This window comes from Acidocella sp. (assembly GCF_052326845.1).
Lineage (GTDB): Bacteria > Pseudomonadota > Alphaproteobacteria > Acetobacterales > Acetobacteraceae > Acidocella.
In genome coordinates, this window is sequence record NZ_JBKQJR010000055.1 from 1 (window position 1) to 15,235 (window position 15,235).

A 15,235-nucleotide genomic window follows, 5' to 3' on the forward strand; every position below is an offset into this window, starting at 1 on the left:
GCATGGTGAACGCCTCATAGACTCAATACTTACCGGGCTGCTTCTGATCACTGCCGCAGCAGCGTGTATCACGGTCTCTTCTCGCATGCTTCCGTACACGGAACAGCAGGCTGGGTTCCGGCGTGATCTTCAATATCTTCTTGTGCTTTGTCTTGTCCTCGTCTCAAGCCCCCTGTCCTGGGCTCACTATTACTCCTGGCTGCTCATGCCTGCCGCCTTCTTCCTGGGATCGAGGCATACCTTGGCATCATCGCAGACGGTCCGCTGGTTGGGCTGGCTGGCAATTGCACTGGTGACGCCTCTGGTTATGCGCCCCATTGCGTTTGGAGCACTTGGCCAGACGAGCATATACAGATTATTCTTGCTGTCGCACCTGCTGTATGGCGCGCTTCTGTGGTTCGGGCTTACAGCCTGGTGGCTCGCAAGCTCGGGTGGGCGGCTGGCTTCACGAGATGAACCTAGGCGCCTCAATAGCTTCGACTTCACCTTCGAGGGGCAGTCAGACAGTGCATAGTCCAGCTTTTTTCATCTATACGGGCGCCACGATCATGGGGGGGCGTTATTTTCTGGCTGGCGCGACGTCAGGCCCTACCCGAATGGCCATTGCCCCTGTGGATGGTCGGTGTGCTGGCTGCATGCGTTATGGCGTTAGAATTGTTGGGCTTCTGGGTAAGCACGCCACCATACCGCTTCTGTGATTTTCTGTCTGCGTACTATCCTGCAGGTCAGGCCGTGGTGCATCACGACCATGGCGCCTTGAGGGCTTTGACCAGTAAACGCGTGGTCACTTTCGTCAACATACCCGTCGTGGCCTACCTGTTCGCACCGTTCGGCGTCTTCGGCCGCGGTGTGGCGATAGCGTTGTTCACCCTTACGGGGCTTGGATTTACAGTGGGGTCATGGTTCCTTCTGTTGCGCATGCTCAGACTTGAACTTAAGGCGCGCTGGCTTCTGACTCTGCTCTTCTTGGCCAGCGGCCCGCTTATGAATGCCATCAAGCTTGGCAACACCAGCCAAATGGTTCTCTTTGCCTTGATTGCCGGACTGATGCTCATTCGCGCCGGCCGCTCGGGGGCGGCAGGGGCATTGCTGGGTGTGGCCGCCGTCATCAAATTGCCGCTGATTCTTATCGGCCTGTTTTTCATGTTCCGGCGTGACTGGCGAGGCGTAGCGGGCTTTTCGGCTGTGGGCTTCATGACAGTTCTCCTGTCACTTGCTCTCTTCGGGTGGTCCGACAACCTGCATTGGTTTCAGACATGTGTGGTGGAATTCAGCCAGAACTGGCTCCCCTCTTTCAACGTCCAGTCGATCTCCGGGTTTGTGATGCGGCTTGATGCGAATGCGAGACTAAGCGAGTGGGAGCCTCAGATGCCGACACCAAGTCAAAAACTCGTGGCGCATATTTTTACAGGATCGATCTTTCTTGTGGCGGCGCTCGCGTGCGTCCGCCTTCCGACAAAAATGGGCGCAGTGAACGAGACAGACGCAAGCTCGCGGAAGGATCTGCAGTATCTACTTGTGATCTGTCTGTGCCTTGTGTCCAGTCCGTTGACGTGGTCCCACTATTATCTGTGGCTGCTCATTCCGACGGCCTTCTTTCTGGAAGGACGACTGCCGCTATTCGACACTCAGACCGCGCGACGGGTGGGCTGGGTGGCTATCGCTCTGGTCGCCCCTCTGGTCGGGTGGCCATGGTCAATACCCAATTCCTTGCTGATGACCGTCTACAGAACGATTATAATGTCGCATCTGTTTCTGGGCGGTTTGATATGGTTTGGCCTGATAGCCTACAGTCTGGCCAGAACAGGCGGACTTCTGTCTTCGGCAGACCGGATGCGTTCAGGGCGCAGCAGACCGGGCGATGAGGCCCACGCCGAAGCATATCACGACAATGCCGACAATCTGCAGGACGTGAACGGGCTTCCTCAGGAACACCACGCCTAGTAAAGCCGCCTTTGACAAGCAATCGCCTTACCAGTTATGACCCAGAAACCACGTTTTCTTAGCCCTCTCGCGAGACGCTCAGTGCCGGTCGGCAGCACGGGCGGTTTTGCTTGCAGTTTGGGGGAGATCTTCGGCATTTTGCCGTGGCAACACTACAGCCGTTACCGTAACGTATTGTCTTGATCGAGTAGGTTTTTTTGGCGAAGCTCATGCAAGCTACAACCTTCGGGGGATCGAATGACAAAACAACTTCCTCTCCTGCGTGACGGCACTTCTACTGATGCGCAAAATACGCCGGGGAACGGGTGTCCGCCATTGGACAGCGGCCGGCGCTCGATACAGAGCTCTCAAAGAGGCGTTTTCTCCAGCCCGCGCGGAACAGCGCTCGCAATCGCCCTTTGCGCCTTCGCCCCCATCGTGGTGATCGGAATTGTGCAATGGATTTTGTTCAAAGATGGGGCCCTCGGACGATTCGTGCTGAGTAAGGGCTTGCAAATCTCACAAATATCTAGTGTGCGCGAAACAGCAGTAGTCCTGAAACACATGGCCACTCTTGCCCCACTCTCCGGAATGGATTCCTGGTGGCCGATGCATATGGCGTTGCAAGTTCTTGGGGGTGCGAAGAAAGATGTGCTCTATGAAACGTTGTTTTTCGGTGAGGGCGTTCGCTTTCAATATCCCCCATCCAGCTTGTTGCCTCTTGACCTCCTCACTCGGATGGGCCTTGGCAACGACGGTGACTTTGACAGGCTCAACTACGTCTTGTTCCTGATCAATGCGATGAGCATGGCATTTCTAGCGCACTTCCTCGCGTCGCGATTACCGCTCAACCTCTCTTTCGCCGGCAAAAGTCAGGCGCGATGGGCCATGCCGATGATCGCGTTTGTCGCAACATTCCTTTTTTATCCGGCGATTCGTGCCGTTGTGCTAGGTCAAATTCAGGTGTGGATCGACCTCCTGTTCACGCTGGCCTGCATTGCCTGGGGATATGGCCGCAGAGCCCTCCCAGGCGCCATGATCGGGGCATGCTGCGCGATCAAACCGCAGTTTGCTTTATTGCTTTTGTGGGCACTCGTTTGGCGCGAGTGGATATTTGCGACGGGGGTCCTGGTAGTTGCCGTGCCGATTGCGCTGTTGTCAGTTGCCGTCTACGGCTTGCATAACAACATCGCCTATTTTGATGTGCTGTCGTTCCTGTCGAGACATGGTGAATCATTCTATGCCAATAACTCGGTAAACGGCATCATCAACCGCTATCTCGGAAATGGAAACAATCTCCGTTGGGAAACATTCCAATTTGTTCCCTTCAATCCCGTGGTCTATGGTGGCACGGTATGTGCTTCGGTCCTGGCCGTGGCGGCAATAATCGCGCCGGCGCTGTTGAGGCGAGGGAATGCGACAATCTTCGATTTTGGCGCGGCAGTCCTGCTGTCGGTAATGGGATCGCCGATCGCCTGGGAGCATCACTACGGTGTCATGCTGCCGTTGTATGTGTTTCTCCTGCTATCCGTTCTTTCCGAACCGGCAAGCCGGTCCCGGAGCTGGCGCCTTGCGGTGCTCGCCCTTTCCTGGTTTCTCTCGGCTAACTTGTTGTCGTTCACATATCTGCTTGCTGACACTCGCCTTAATTTTCTTCAAGCGAACTTGTTCTTCGGCGGGCTGTTGCTGCTTCCACTCCTTTTTATCCAAGCCCGGCGGACCACGCGTCTTTTGGCTCGCAGCTAGTGGATAGAATCTAACACTTGGTGCCCTCGTTTTACGGCGGTTAAAATTTCGCTGGGTTTATTGGCCGACTGGAATGGGCGTGGGTCTTTGTTATTCTCGGCGAGGAAGTTCTTGATTTCGTCTTGGAGTTTTCCAACGGAGCGGAACACGCCGCGTGCAAGCCTCCGCTTCGCCAGTTTTGCAAAGAAGCCCTCGACGGCGTTGAGCCAGGAGGCTGATGTTGGCGTGAAGTGGAAGGTCCACCAAGGGTCAGCCGTCAACCATTTGCGCACCTTCGGATGTTTATGGGTGGCATAGTTGTCCACGATTCAACACTCAGACGGCGCGACCGGTTGGCTGGGTGGCTATCGCTCTGGTCACCCCTCTGGTCGGGTGGCCATGGTCAATACCCAATTCCTTGCTGATGACCGTCTACAGAACGATTATAATGTCGCATTTTTTCCTGGACAATTTGATATGGTTTGGCCTGATAGCCTACAGTCTGGCCAGAACAGGCTGGCTTCCGTCTTCGGCAGACCGGATGCGTTCAGGGCACAGCAGACCGGGCGATGAGGCCGACGCCGAGGCAGATCACGACAATGCCGACAATCTGCAGGACGTGAACGGGCTCCCTCAGGAACACGACGCCTAGTAATGCCGCCATGACGTAGCCAAGTGAGGCCATCGGGTAGGCAATGCTGACCGGCAAACGCGACAGCACGACGAGCCAGGCGAGGATACTGAAGCCGAAGAGAACCAGCCCTCCCATCAGCGGCGGAGAAAAGCCGAGCACCAGCATCCGGGACACCAAAGGCTGCGACGGTGATGTAGTGTTGAAATCCACCATCGCCATGCGAAGCAGAAGTTGCGCTGTAGCGTTGAACGTAACGCTTAACACAACGATGCCGTAGATCATTACCTGACTCATAGGGCCGCCAATCCTACAGTAGCGATTAAAGCCAGGGTAATCAGGCTGATGCGATCACGCAGGGCGAAGACAACCGGGTCGTCATCGATCTCGCGGCGTTGGCTCAACATGACGACTCTGGATATCCAGTACAACAGCAGCGGGCATGCCAGGTACAGCCAGCGCGGGTGATGGTAACGTGTGGTGATATCCGGGTTGGCGATATAGAGCGAGAAGACAATCACGGCGGAATATCCGGCCGCTGCGGCCAGGGCGATCAGCGCCGGAAGATCGGTGACGCGGTAGCCGCGATTGGTCGGCTCCGCCAGTCCGGCATCCAGCCGCATGGCCATCTCTGAATGTCGCTTAATCAGCGCCAACGACAGGAACATGAACACCGCGAATGCCAACAGCCACTCCGAAATCGGTATGGACAGCGCATAGGCCCCAGCCAGCAGCCGTGTGGCGTAAAGTCCAGCCAACGTCACCACATCGATCAGCAGTTTTCGCTTCAACAAAAACGAGTAAGCGTTGGTCATGGCATAGTACAGACCCAGCGCCCACAGAAACATCGGTGGAAGCACGAGGGCGATCAAGAACGCTGCCGCCAAAAGCCCGGCACTGGCTGCGGCACCATGCATGACGGGGATGGTACCTGCCGCAAACGGCCGCGAGCGCTTTGTTGGATGCAAGCGATCTGATGTAATGTCGAGCAAGTCGTTGAGAATATACACGCTGGAAGCGCAGAGGGAAAACGACGCGAAGGCGCAGCAGGCCAATGCGAACGCGTCGAGCCTGAACGAGTGTGACATTACCAGTGGTATGAAAATCAAGGCGTTCTTAGCCCATTGATGCGGGCGCATCATCTTCACATAAGGCTTCCAGCCTTTCGCGGGCTTTCTTTCAGAATCCAGGAACGCCGCGTCGGACTTCATCTTCAGCAAGGCACTGCGCACACTGCCGTTTGCGTTGACGGCCAAGGCCATGTTCGCCGAACGCCAAATCACCAAATCGTCCCGGGAATTTCCGATATAATCGAAATCCGTAGCCGAAAATTCCGTAGCCAGTCGGGATATCTTGTCGTCCTTCGAATTGTTCCTCTTGTCGTCCGAACCCATATAGCCGTCGAAAAGGCCGACATGGTCATGAACCTGCTTGACGTATTTTTCGTTGGAGGCAGACGACAGGTAGATCTTGCGAGTACCGGCACTAGAGTTGACGAAACTCATGACGTCTGCATTGTAGGGCAGGGTCGCGGCATCCACCTCGATGTGTTGCGCGATCTGGTGCTTCAACACATGCTTACCGGCCACGGCCCACTGAATCAGCTTGTACGACTTGAAGGGATACTTGGCGGCAAACGCCAGCGCGGTCTCCAGCAACAGGTCCGTGTTGATCAACGTCCCGTCAAGATCGACGACCAAAGGTCTCGCTTCGGCCTCCGCCGACTCAATGTCGTGTTGATACCGCAATTGCCGCCTTCCGCCCCGATTTGGTTCAGTAGCACATGCGCGGACATGATCAGGTTATATTGATAACGCTCTGCAATAAAAAAGCAAGAAAAAGCTGCGCGCCAATAGTCGCGCAAGATCATGCCCGCTGTTGCCCTTGGGCAGCCTTTCACAGCAAGAGGGGCCCGCGATCGCCAGTGAGCCCCTCCATGCCGACGTCGGAGAAAATTTATTCGGCTGCGATCACTTCGGCCGAATGGTGATTATCGCCCCGTTTGAAAGATCGCCGATGGCCGTTTCATCCGCCGTAACCGCCGTTTGCACACCAGGCATACGGAGCGGTTCCGGCAACCAACCGGTGCCGCTGAGCAGAGTCTTGGCTTCGGCCGCCATCTCTCCCTTTTTGAGTTGGGCGATGCATTCAGCCGCATTCTGCCCCTTCGCCTCCCGCACCGCTTCAAGAATGCGCGCCTTTGAAACCCGGCCGAGATAATTGTCGACGGTCGCCGTCCACCCGGTTGCGACCACGTCGAGCTAGACGGCTTGGGCCAGTCGGTCCGCGTGTGCAATCGCATTCGGGCACCGGTTATAGGGTTCCACCACCGCATTGATCGTGAGCGAGATGCAATCGGCAAACAGAGCGTTACGGCTATCTGTATCAAAACTGCCAAGGGCATCCGAGAGTTCTTCGGAGCTCTGGCCCTTCTCGCGCAAGGCGCGGAACTGGTCGAGCGGATGCAGCGATGCGCGCTGCACGTTCTCCGCCAAACTGTCCTCCTCGGCGATGCCGCCCGTGCGGATGATGCATGGGATCGGCGTGGACTTGGCCAGGCGCTTTTGCTTGACCAGCAATTCCAGCGCCCGGTAGCGTCGGCCACCGGCAGGGATTTCGAACATGCCCGTCTCGGCGCCGTCGGCATCTAATATAGGGCGGACGGTCAGGGGGGATGACAATCGCATGAAGCATGCGGATTTTAGCCCCGGCACGACGTTTTTCTGTGCGGACCGCCTGTGGCGATGCACGGATATCGGCACGCGCGTGATTGTTGCCATCCGCCTCGACACCATTGAGGTGGGAAGTAGCGCGCCAGATGTCCGCCGGACACTCAACCGGGCGCAAGCGTAAGCGGAAGGCTGGTTCAACGGGCCGCCTTATGCGGTTGCGGAGGTGGTCTTCGATGAAGATGATCTCGAAGGGTGTTCGGTTGAACCCATGACAGCGGGCAAGTCCCTGGAATGACCGCACTGGCCAGAATTGCCGTATCCGTCCTGTGGCCGGCCCTGATCGCCAATGCCGGCGAGCGCTCCAGTATTCGCTTCATGGAGTAATCTCAGTAACCCGCACACGTGCCGGGCCTACGGCCGCGACGTGGCGGACTTTCTGGCCTGGTGCGCGGATATTGGCGTGTCCTCGATTTTCCAAGTGCAGCCACTGCATGCGGCAGGCAGGGGCGAGCTGCAGACACAAAACGATGCCGTCCCCACCGTGAAACAGCGCCTGGCGGCGGTGCGGCATCTGTTCGACTGGCTGATAATTGGCCAGGTCGTGCCGGCGAACCCGGCCGCCGCGGTGCGCGGCCCCTGCCACATCGTGAAAACCGGCAAGACGCCGGTGCTGGAACCAGAGGAGGCGCGCGCCCTGCTGGACAGCATCGATGTGACAACGCCAGCGGGGCAGCGTGATCGGGCTGATGGTCTATTCTTTCGCGCGGATCGGCGCGGCGCTTGGACATCTCTCGTGCTGACGGTAAACTCGTGCAGTCAAGGTAATTGCAAGTACGGCCTCGGGGGCACCAGCAAGCCTCGATCAAGGCGATGGTAGGCGATAGTCTGGGAAATGTGGACCCGAGGGCTGTGCCGAAATTTTTGACGGCTGTTGTGTCGGAATTTGCTGCGGAGTAGTTTATTTTATTTTGGAAAAACAGTATGTTATGCTGCGACTGAACAATCGAGTGGGAGTAACCAGGGGCTGCCGCGCTGCTCAAGCCGGTGCGTAAAAAACAAATCGGCTAAGCGTGCAATCTGCCGCTTAGCCGGTCCGCCGGTTGCGCCTGTGTGAGGGTTACTTGTTGCTGCGGAACAAGAGGTTCCACAGGAAGATCACGAGCATGGCGCCCAGCATCGCCACGATTGCCTCGATGATTAGGCCACCTGAACCGCCTTGGCCGCCAATATTGGCCAGCGCTGGCACATGGCTCACAATGAAACCGCCGACAAAGCCGCCGACGATGCCCAGGATGATGTCCATGAACAGGCCGGAGCCGGTTTTGTTGATGATCTTGCTGGCGATAAAGCCGGCGATACCCGAAATCACAATCCAGACGATAAAGTGAATCATGGTGGCGTGCCTCCTTTGTTGTGGTCCGTGTGTCTCACCCGCCAATATGGGCGGTTTGGTGCGTTAATCTGCGTTTGGACTGAGACGTAAAAGCCAGCAGCGGTCTGGGGTGGCTCTCGGCGAAAACCACCAAATCACTTTTTTATCGTAACAAATTTTAACCGCTATGGCGCGCTGCGAAAATTGCAGAAATATAAAATTTTGTATTGGATCAGGGGGGCATCGGTACACCGTTGGCGTGTCCGGATGCCTCAGGGGTCGTAAGTGACGGAGGTGTCTGCCGGTTTAATCTCAAATCCACGTTACCGTGGGTTTGTATAAAAATTACAATATATACATTACGCTTTCGGTTGGTGCATAAACGAGCTTGGAACAAGGAATGAAACTTGCTCAAGCTCGTCTCTGTCACGCGCATCCTGAATGAGGACGACATCGCCGAGGCGTTTGTTCGCCACAACGCCCGGCATGTCGGCCACATGCTGTTCCTGGATAACGGCAGCACGGACAGGACGCTGGAGATCCTGCGCGCGCTCCAGGCCGAAGGCGTGCCGCTCACCGTGGTGCAGACACACTCCATCAGCTTCGACGAGATCGCCATCAACAGCTGGGGCTACCAGGCCGCTTCGCAGCTTTTCGGCGCGGATTGGGTGGTGTTCATCGACGCGGACGAGTTCATCGCCACCGAAAATTCTGCGCCGCTGGCCACGCTGCTATCCGTCAACGAGCCCGCCATCACCGCCGAGCTGGTGAATTACGGCCAGACCGAGCTTGATGACCCGAACGAACTCATAGTGCCGCTGCGGCAGCGCCATCGTTGGGCCGGGGATACCAATGTTGACAAGCTGATCCTCCGCGCCGGGCTGCCGGGCATTGCTATCGGTGCTGGCAACCACGGCGCCATCGCCGGGGGCAAGGTGCTGCCCGCGCGGCGGCACGCCCAGATCACCTTCGCCCATTATCCCCGCCGCAGCGGTTGGCAGATCTTGCAGAAAATGGCGGCGGGCTGGCTCAAGGCGGTGGCCGCAGGGCGTCCCGCCGCCGAGGCTGGGCACTCCGAGCATTACCGCTCGCCTTTCGAGACGATGCGGGACAAACCCGGCGAGCTGCTCTGCAATTCCAGCTATTTCGCCCGGGAGTTCGGGCTGGATCAAGCCATCGAGGCGCCGCTCGACTATCTGGGCGGGGCGTTGCGCTATACCCAGCCGGCTGACCCGGCGATGAAGGCGGCGCAGATGTTTCTGCGCTTCACCGAGCGCCTCGCCGCCCAGCATGGCCGACTCCTCGACGAATCGCCCCACGCCCGCGCCCTGGTGGAAAGCTGGAACGCCAAGCGGGATTTTCTATTTTAGCCCAGCCCGTGGCACCATGGCCCGGTACAGATGCCATGTGCCGTGTCCGAGCACGGGCAGCACCACGATCAGCCCGGCAAAGGCCGGCAACGTGCCCAGCACCAGCCCGGACGCGACGATGCCCCCCCACAGCGCCAGCGGGAAGGGGTTGCGCCTCACCGCCGCTACCGAGGTGCGGATAGCCACTCCCAGCGTTGCCGGGCGGTCGAGCAGCAGCGGGAAGGAGATGCTGGCAATGACCAGCACCAGCACCGCGAACACCGCCCCGGCGCTGATCCCCAGCACGATCATCTCCCAGCCCTGGGTCGTGGTGAACACGGCGGACAGGAAGGGCATCCACCCCGCGGGCGGCTGCGGCCCCAGAGTCGCGCTGTAGATCAGCTCCGCCACCGCCAGCCAGGCGATGAACAGTGCGATCAGCGTCAGCCCCATGCCGGCAATGGCGCCGATGGCCGGCGAACGCAGCACGTTGAACCCGTCCCGCCAGTGCATCTGCCCGGTCAGCTCCCGCTGGCGGCTCATCTCATAGAAGCCGATGGCGAAAAGCGGCCCGACCAGTGCAAACCCGGACGCGACGGGGAAGAGCAGGGGGATGAGCTGGCCGTAGAAATCAGCCGCGACGAGATAGGCGGCCATCACCGGGTAGATCAGCCAGAGCATGATCAGGTCGGTGCGCGCCGCGGCAAAATCCTCCCAGCCCAGCTTCAGGGCGAGCAGCGCATCGCCCAGTGTGATGTGCCGCACCTCCGGCGGCGCGAATTCGGTGGTGGCGAAATATGTCTCTGGCGCAGCGCTGCCGAGCATTTCTGTGGCTTGGAACTGTGCGAGGACCCATTCCATTGGGTTGCGGATATGCATGGCCTGCTCCTCCGTAAACGCTTTTGTTTGCGGTTATTGCTGGACATAGTCATTGTTTCCGCCGGAACCGGGAATTTTACCCTAACCTCTGGTGAATTTAGGGTAATCTGGTGCGGGAGCACCACGGCGGTGAAGATTTTGCCGTCCAGCGCCCGGGCGGATTGCATTTCCCGCCCATTTTGCCTTAAGGCGATACTCTGCAACCGTAACAGGAGACTTCCCAATAGCCAGACCGCCAGCGCCACCCGCCCCGCCATCTCGCGAGGGGCCCCGGGTCAACGAAGAAATCAGAATCCCGCAGGTTCGTCTGATCGACCAGGATGGTGAGATGATCGGCGTGCTCAGCACCCGGGATGCCATTGCGCGCGCTTATGCCGCAGGGCTCGACCTGGTCGAGATCAGCCCGAACGCCGAACCGCCGGTCGCCAAGATCCTCGACTATGGCAAGTTCAAGTACGAGCAGCAGAAGAAGCGCAACGAGGCGCGCAAGAAGCAGAAGATCGTCGAGATCAAGGAGGTGAAAGTTCGCCCCAATATCGACGAGAACGACTACAACGTGAAGCTGCGCGCCATGAAGTCCTTCATCGGCGAGGGCGACAAGGTGAAGGTCACGCTGCGCTTCCGCGGCCGCGAAATGGCGCATCAGGAACTCGGCGTGAAGGTGCTCGAGCGTATCCGTGGCGACATGGAGGCCGATACCAAGGTCGAGCAGATGCCGAAGATGGAAAACCGGCAGATGGTCATGGTGCTGGCGCCGAAATAAGGCGCCGCACGGATCTCTGGTAGACGCAAAAAAGGCCGGGATTTCCCGGCCTTTTCGTTTATTCGGAGGCTTTTTCCGCCTCAGCCGCCAGCGGCTTGGTGCGCGGGCGGCCACGCGGGCGGCGCACGGGGGCAGCCGGGGCAGGTTCGTCTGCCGCCGCGGCCTCGACAGCTGCCGGCGGGGCGTCGGGGATGATGGGAATGGCGCGCGGCTCCGGAGCGATGGGGAGTTCGGCCTGCAACACTGGCTGCTCGGTCCGCAGTACGGTCGGCTGTTCGCCGAGGCCCGCGGGCGCTGCCACGGCGGCCTGCAGTTCGGCCTCAAGGGCAGAGCTGATGTCGATCGGGGTTTCCGCGATCGGCGCCGGGCGGAACGGACGCTCGCCACGCTGCTCGCCACGGTCGCGCGGCTGGAATTCCTGGCGCGGGCGCTGCTCGAAGCGGCGCTCCTGCTGGTGCTGCCGGTGTTCGCGGCCTTCCTGGCGCCCCTCTTGCCGGCCTTCGTGGCGGGGCTCGCCCTGCGGTTCGCCGCCCTCGGCGGGCTCGCGGCGCTGGAACTCACCACCCTGAGGCTGGCCGAATCGCTCGCCGGCCTGTTGCGGCTGGCCGGCCTGGCTCGGTGGCGGCAGCCCCTGGGCTTGGTTTATGGCGGCGATGATGCGGAAATAATGCTCAGCATGCTGGTAATAGGCTTCGCCCAGCACGCGGTCACCGCTGCTGGCGGCATCGCGCGCCAACTGGGTGTATTTGTCGTAAAGCTGCTGCGCCGTGCCACGCACCCGCATTTCCGGACCGGAACTGTCGAAAACATGGTTGCGGTTGAGCGGAATACCATTCTGCTGGTTGCGAAACCCGCCTCCGCCACCGCCCCCCTGGCGATGGCCGCGGCCACGCATGCGCTTCATATTCATAGGCTCTTGTCTATCCTCGTCTGGTGACTTGCGCGCTGCGGCGTCAAACGCCACCCTTGGCCGCCCCCGTAATTTTTGGAGACTCGAGGCAAAACAGCCCGCGCATCAATGTGCTTAGCGGCATAATGGCGTTCTGCCAATTGTTTATTTGCGGAATCTGATCAGCGCCGTGCGTTCTATGCCTGCCAAGTCCCGCCGGGTGGCGCAGGCAAACCCCGCGCCCTCCGCCAGCAGGGCGATAGATGGTGCCTGCCCCGCGCCGAGTTCAAGGACCGCCAGGCCATTTTCCGATAAAATCCTGGGCATGGCGGCAATGATGGCCTTGTAGGCGTCCAGACCATCCGTGCCGCCATCCAGGGCGCGGCCTGGCTCATAATCCGCTACTTCTGGCATCAGGCAAGGGATTTCCGCGCTCTCGATATAGGGCGGGTTGGAGAGCACGAGGTCGAACTTCGCCTCAAGCGCCTCGGCCCAGCTTCCGGCCAGGAAGGCCGCGCGGGTGGCAAGCCCCAGATGCTCGGCATTGCGGCGGGCGAGGGCGGCGGCCTCGGGGTTCAAATCCACGCCCACACCGAAGGCGGCGGGAAACTCGTGCAGCACGGCGAGCAGCAGGCAGCCCGTGCCGGTGCCGAGGTCCAGCACCGTGCGCGGCCGGAGCCCCGAATCGAGCACGGCCTCCACCAGCGTTTCGGTGTCCGGGCGGGGGATGAGCGTGGCGGGCGAGACGAGGAAATCCAGCCCCCAGAATTCCTTGTGTCCGGTGATATAGGCCAGCGGCTCACGGGCCACGCGCCGCGCCACCAGGGGTTCATAAGCGGCCTGCGCCACCGAATCGCGCGCCAGCAGTCCGGCGGCGTTGGTGCCTAAGGCGGCGGCAAGGATCAGCCGCGCCTCCCGCCGAGGCTCCTCGATCCCGGCCTCCTTCAGCCGGGCGGTGATCTCGGCCAGCGCCTGAGCGGTTGGGATCAAGTCTCCGCCGCCAGCCGCGCCGCCTGGTCCTCGGCGATCAGCGCATCGATGATGTCGTCCATCTCGCCCAGCATCACGCGGTCGATCTTGTGCAGAGTGAGGTTGATGCGGTGGTCCGTCACCCGCCCTTGCGGGAAGTTGTAGGTGCGGATGCGCTCAGAGCGGTCGCCCGTGCCCACCTGGCCCTTGCGGTCGGCGGCGCGGGTGGCATCCACGCTGGCGCGCTGCTGCTCATACATGCGCGAGCGCAGGATCTTCATCGCCTTGGCGCGGTTCTTGTGCTGGCTGCGCTCCTCCTGCATCGCCACCACGATGCCGGTGGGAATATGCGTGATGCGCACCGCCGATTCGGTCTTGTTCACGTGCTGGCCGCCAGCGCCCGAGGCACGGTAGACGTCGATGCGCAGGTCGGACTCGTTGATGTCCACATCGACTTCCTCGGCCTCGGGCAGCACGGCCACGGTCACGGTGGAGGTGTGGATGCGCCCTTGCGTTTCGGTAGCGGGCACGCGCTGCACGCGGTGCACGCCGGACTCGAATTTCAACTTGGCGAACACGGATTTGCCCGTGATCTCGGCGATGCCTTCCTTCAGCCCGCCCAGCTCGCTCTCATTGTATTCGAGAACCTCGAAGCGCCAGCCTTGCAGAGCGGCGTATTTCTGATAGGCGCCGAACAGTTCGGCAGCGAACAGCCCGGCCTCGTCCCCGCCCGCGGCCGGGCGGATTTCCAGAATCCCCGAACGGTCATCGGCTTCGTCCTTGGGCAGCAGCGCCAGGCGCACGGCCATTTCCAGTTCGGGTAGCCTGGCTTTCAGCTCGTGGTATTCGGCCTCGGCGAGATCCTTCATCTCCGGGTCGGCGAGCATCGCCTCGGCTTCGGCGAAGGCTTTCTCGGCGCCGCGCAGGGTGATGACGCGCTCCTCAATCGGCTCCAACTCGGCGAGTTCCTTGGAGGCTTTCACGAAGGCATCCCCCGCCAGCGTGCCGGAGAGCATGAAGCGCAGTTCTTCGGCCCGGGCGAGAATGCGGTCCAGCTTATGGTCGAGATTTCCGCTCATGGTTTCGCCCCGTCATTGCGAGGCGCGCGCAGCGCGGCGCAGCAATCCATCTTTCTTGTTACTGGTACATAAGAAGGATTGCTTCGCTGCCCTCGCAATGACGATTGTTGCGTGGTCTGTCTCATGTCCTCAGTAGCTCCGGCAGCGCCTCGGCGGTCACGTCCTGCTGCTCGCCGCTGGCGAGGTTCTTCAGCTTCACATCCTCGCCCACCAGCACGGCAAAGGCGGCGCCGGACTTGTTGGCGCGTTCCAGGCGTTTCTTGGCGTTGCCGGAATAGCCAATTTCAGCCGGGATGTTCCCCTGGCGCAGGGTATTGAGAATTTGCAAGGCGGCGGCCTCACAATCCGCGCCCATCGGGATCACCGAGACTGGCACGGCGGCGCGTGCCGGGGAGTCGATGAGCATCGAAAGACGCTCGATTCCGGCAGCCCAGCCCACGCCCGGCACGGCGGGGCCGCCCATCTGCTCGACGAGGCCGTCATAGCGTCCGCCCGCCAGCACGGTGCCCTGGGCGCCCAGCGCGGTGGTCACGAACTCGAAGGCGGTGTGGTTATAGTAGTCCAGCCCGCGCACGATGTGCGGGTTGTGCTGGTGCGGCACGCCGAAGGCGGTGAGATAGTTCAGCAGCGTGTCGTAGAACGCTTTCGCCTCGTCGGTCATGCATTCCTGCATCTGCGGCGCGCAGGCGACGAGTTTCTTGTCGCCTTCATCCTTGGAGTCCAGGATGCGCAGCGGGTTCTTCTCCAACCGGAGCTTGCTGTCGGCGGAGAGCTCATCCGCGAACTGGCTGAAATACTCGACGAGTTTGGCGCGGTAAGCGGCGCGGCTGGCGGCATCGCCCAGCGTGTTGATGTGCAGCACCACATCCTCGGCGATGCCCAGCTCGTTCAGAATCTGCCAGCCGCGCCGCTTACCGCGCCAAACTCGTCGAGTATTTCAGCCAGTTCGCGGATGAGCTCTCCGCCGACAGCAAGCTCCGGTTG

General features: G+C 60.2%; 15 protein-coding genes and 2 pseudogenes. 6 read left to right on the plus strand and 11 right to left on the minus strand.

The features are described 5' to 3' along the window. The 3 genes from ACLPJJ_RS03615 to ACLPJJ_RS03625 all read left to right on the plus strand — a co-directional run. On the plus strand, positions 1-514 hold a 514-nt coding region (locus tag ACLPJJ_RS03615; protein ID WP_443589539.1), incomplete at its 5' end, for a hypothetical protein. Positions 515-615: 101 nt separating this feature from the next. Beyond that, positions 616-1,944: a glycosyltransferase family 87 protein gene (locus ACLPJJ_RS03620; protein ID WP_443589541.1), complete on the plus strand. Its 1,329-nt coding sequence runs from the start codon at positions 616-618 to the stop codon at positions 1,942-1,944. Positions 1,945-2,181: 237 nt separating this feature from the next. Then, positions 2,182-3,669, plus strand: coding sequence for a glycosyltransferase family 87 protein (locus ACLPJJ_RS03625; protein WP_443589543.1), 1,488 nt, complete (start codon positions 2,182-2,184; stop codon positions 3,667-3,669). Here the strand turns inward: ACLPJJ_RS03625 and ACLPJJ_RS03630 are convergent. The 5 genes and pseudogenes from ACLPJJ_RS03630 to ACLPJJ_RS03650 form a co-directional block, all read right to left on the minus strand. Next, positions 3,666-3,977, minus strand: a pseudogene (locus ACLPJJ_RS03630) (transposase); the annotation flags it as partial. The gene ACLPJJ_RS03625 and the pseudogene ACLPJJ_RS03630 overlap by 4 nt on opposite strands. A gap of 218 nt (positions 3,978-4,195) precedes the next feature. After that, positions 4,196-4,564, minus strand: coding sequence for an EamA family transporter (locus ACLPJJ_RS03635; protein ID WP_443589544.1), 369 nt, complete (start codon positions 4,562-4,564; stop codon positions 4,196-4,198). A gap of 8 nt (positions 4,565-4,572) precedes the next feature. Beyond that, on the minus strand, positions 4,573-6,027 hold the full coding sequence (locus ACLPJJ_RS03640; protein WP_443589546.1) for a UbiA family prenyltransferase: 1,455 nt from the start codon (positions 6,025-6,027) through the stop codon (positions 4,573-4,575). A 222-nt stretch (positions 6,028-6,249) separates the two neighbouring features. Continuing rightward, positions 6,250-6,534, minus strand: a complete 285-nt coding sequence (locus tag ACLPJJ_RS03645; RefSeq protein WP_443589547.1) for a hypothetical protein — start codon at positions 6,532-6,534, stop codon at positions 6,250-6,252. Positions 6,535-6,678: 144 nt separating this feature from the next. Continuing rightward, a pseudogene (locus ACLPJJ_RS03650) lies at positions 6,679-6,960 on the minus strand (ParB/Srx family N-terminal domain-containing protein); the annotation flags it as partial. 415 nt (positions 6,961-7,375) lie between these two features. On the opposite strand from ACLPJJ_RS03650, the gene ACLPJJ_RS03655 reads away from it, so the two are divergent. Further along, on the plus strand, positions 7,376-7,828 hold the full coding sequence (locus tag ACLPJJ_RS03655) for a hypothetical protein (protein WP_443589549.1): 453 nt from the start codon (positions 7,376-7,378) through the stop codon (positions 7,826-7,828). A 240-nt stretch (positions 7,829-8,068) separates the two neighbouring features. On the opposite strand, the gene ACLPJJ_RS03660 is transcribed toward ACLPJJ_RS03655, so the two are convergent. Then, entirely contained in the window at positions 8,069-8,344 is a 276-nt protein-coding gene (locus tag ACLPJJ_RS03660) for a GlsB/YeaQ/YmgE family stress response membrane protein (RefSeq protein ID WP_443589550.1), read from the minus strand. 386 nt (positions 8,345-8,730) lie between these two features. Between ACLPJJ_RS03660 and ACLPJJ_RS03665 the strand changes: the two genes are divergently transcribed. Continuing rightward, a complete protein-coding gene (locus ACLPJJ_RS03665; RefSeq protein ID WP_443589552.1) occupies positions 8,731-9,693 on the plus strand; it encodes a glycosyltransferase family 2 protein in 963 nt (320 codons plus the stop codon). Here ACLPJJ_RS03665 and ACLPJJ_RS03670 read toward each other — a convergent pair. After that, positions 9,685-10,551, minus strand: a complete 867-nt coding sequence (locus ACLPJJ_RS03670) for a DUF2189 domain-containing protein (RefSeq protein WP_443589553.1) — start codon at positions 10,549-10,551, stop codon at positions 9,685-9,687. The genes ACLPJJ_RS03665 and ACLPJJ_RS03670 overlap by 9 nt on opposite strands. A 223-nt stretch (positions 10,552-10,774) precedes the next feature. Here ACLPJJ_RS03670 and infC point away from each other — a divergent pair, with 223 nt between their 5' ends. Then, positions 10,775-11,314: a translation initiation factor IF-3 gene (infC, locus tag ACLPJJ_RS03675; RefSeq protein WP_443589562.1), complete on the plus strand. Its 540-nt coding sequence runs from the start codon at positions 10,775-10,777 to the stop codon at positions 11,312-11,314. A gap of 58 nt (positions 11,315-11,372) precedes the next feature. Here infC and ACLPJJ_RS03680 read toward each other — a convergent pair whose 3' ends face one another. The 4 genes from ACLPJJ_RS03680 to ACLPJJ_RS03695 all read right to left on the minus strand — a co-directional run bounded on the left by ACLPJJ_RS03680 (position 11,373) and on the right by ACLPJJ_RS03695 (position 15,113). Continuing rightward, entirely contained in the window at positions 11,373-12,218 is an 846-nt protein-coding gene (locus ACLPJJ_RS03680) for a DUF4167 domain-containing protein (protein WP_443589555.1), read from the minus strand. Between the two features lie 150 nt (positions 12,219-12,368). Next, positions 12,369-13,193: a peptide chain release factor N(5)-glutamine methyltransferase gene (gene prmC / locus ACLPJJ_RS03685; RefSeq protein WP_443589557.1), complete on the minus strand. Its 825-nt coding sequence runs from the start codon at positions 13,191-13,193 to the stop codon at positions 12,369-12,371. Then, positions 13,190-14,251 (minus strand): peptide chain release factor 1, encoded by a 1,062-nt coding sequence (prfA, locus tag ACLPJJ_RS03690; RefSeq protein WP_443589559.1) that lies wholly within the window; start codon positions 14,249-14,251, stop codon positions 13,190-13,192. Before prfA ends, prmC begins: the two co-directional genes overlap by 4 nt. 121 nt (positions 14,252-14,372) lie before the next feature. After that, complete coding sequence (locus tag ACLPJJ_RS03695) at positions 14,373-15,113, minus strand: histidine--tRNA ligase (RefSeq protein WP_443589561.1); 741 nt, start codon at positions 15,111-15,113, stop codon at positions 14,373-14,375. Between the last annotated feature and the right edge of the window lie 122 nt (positions 15,114-15,235).

Bases quoted from the DNA above. Each gene is read 5' to 3' on its own strand.
- ACLPJJ_RS03620 (WP_443589541.1), top strand. From the start codon at position 616: ATGGTCGGTGTGCTGGCTGCATGCGTTATGGCGTTAGAATTGTTGGGC.
- ACLPJJ_RS03625 (WP_443589543.1), top strand. From the start codon at position 2,182: ATGACAAAACAACTTCCTCTCCTGCGTGACGGCACTTCTACTGATGCG.
- ACLPJJ_RS03635 (WP_443589544.1), bottom strand. From the start codon at position 4,564: ATGATCTACGGCATCGTTGTGTTAAGCGTTACGTTCAACGCTACAGCG.
- ACLPJJ_RS03660 (WP_443589550.1), bottom strand. From the start codon at position 8,344: ATGATTCACTTTATCGTCTGGATTGTGATTTCGGGTATCGCCGGCTTT.
- ACLPJJ_RS03670 (WP_443589553.1), bottom strand. From the start codon at position 10,551: ATGCATATCCGCAACCCAATGGAATGGGTCCTCGCACAGTTCCAAGCC.
- ACLPJJ_RS03680 (WP_443589555.1), bottom strand. From the start codon at position 12,218: ATGAAGCGCATGCGTGGCCGCGGCCATCGCCAGGGGGGCGGTGGCGGA.
- prfA (WP_443589559.1), bottom strand. From the start codon at position 14,251: ATGAGCGGAAATCTCGACCATAAGCTGGACCGCATTCTCGCCCGGGCC.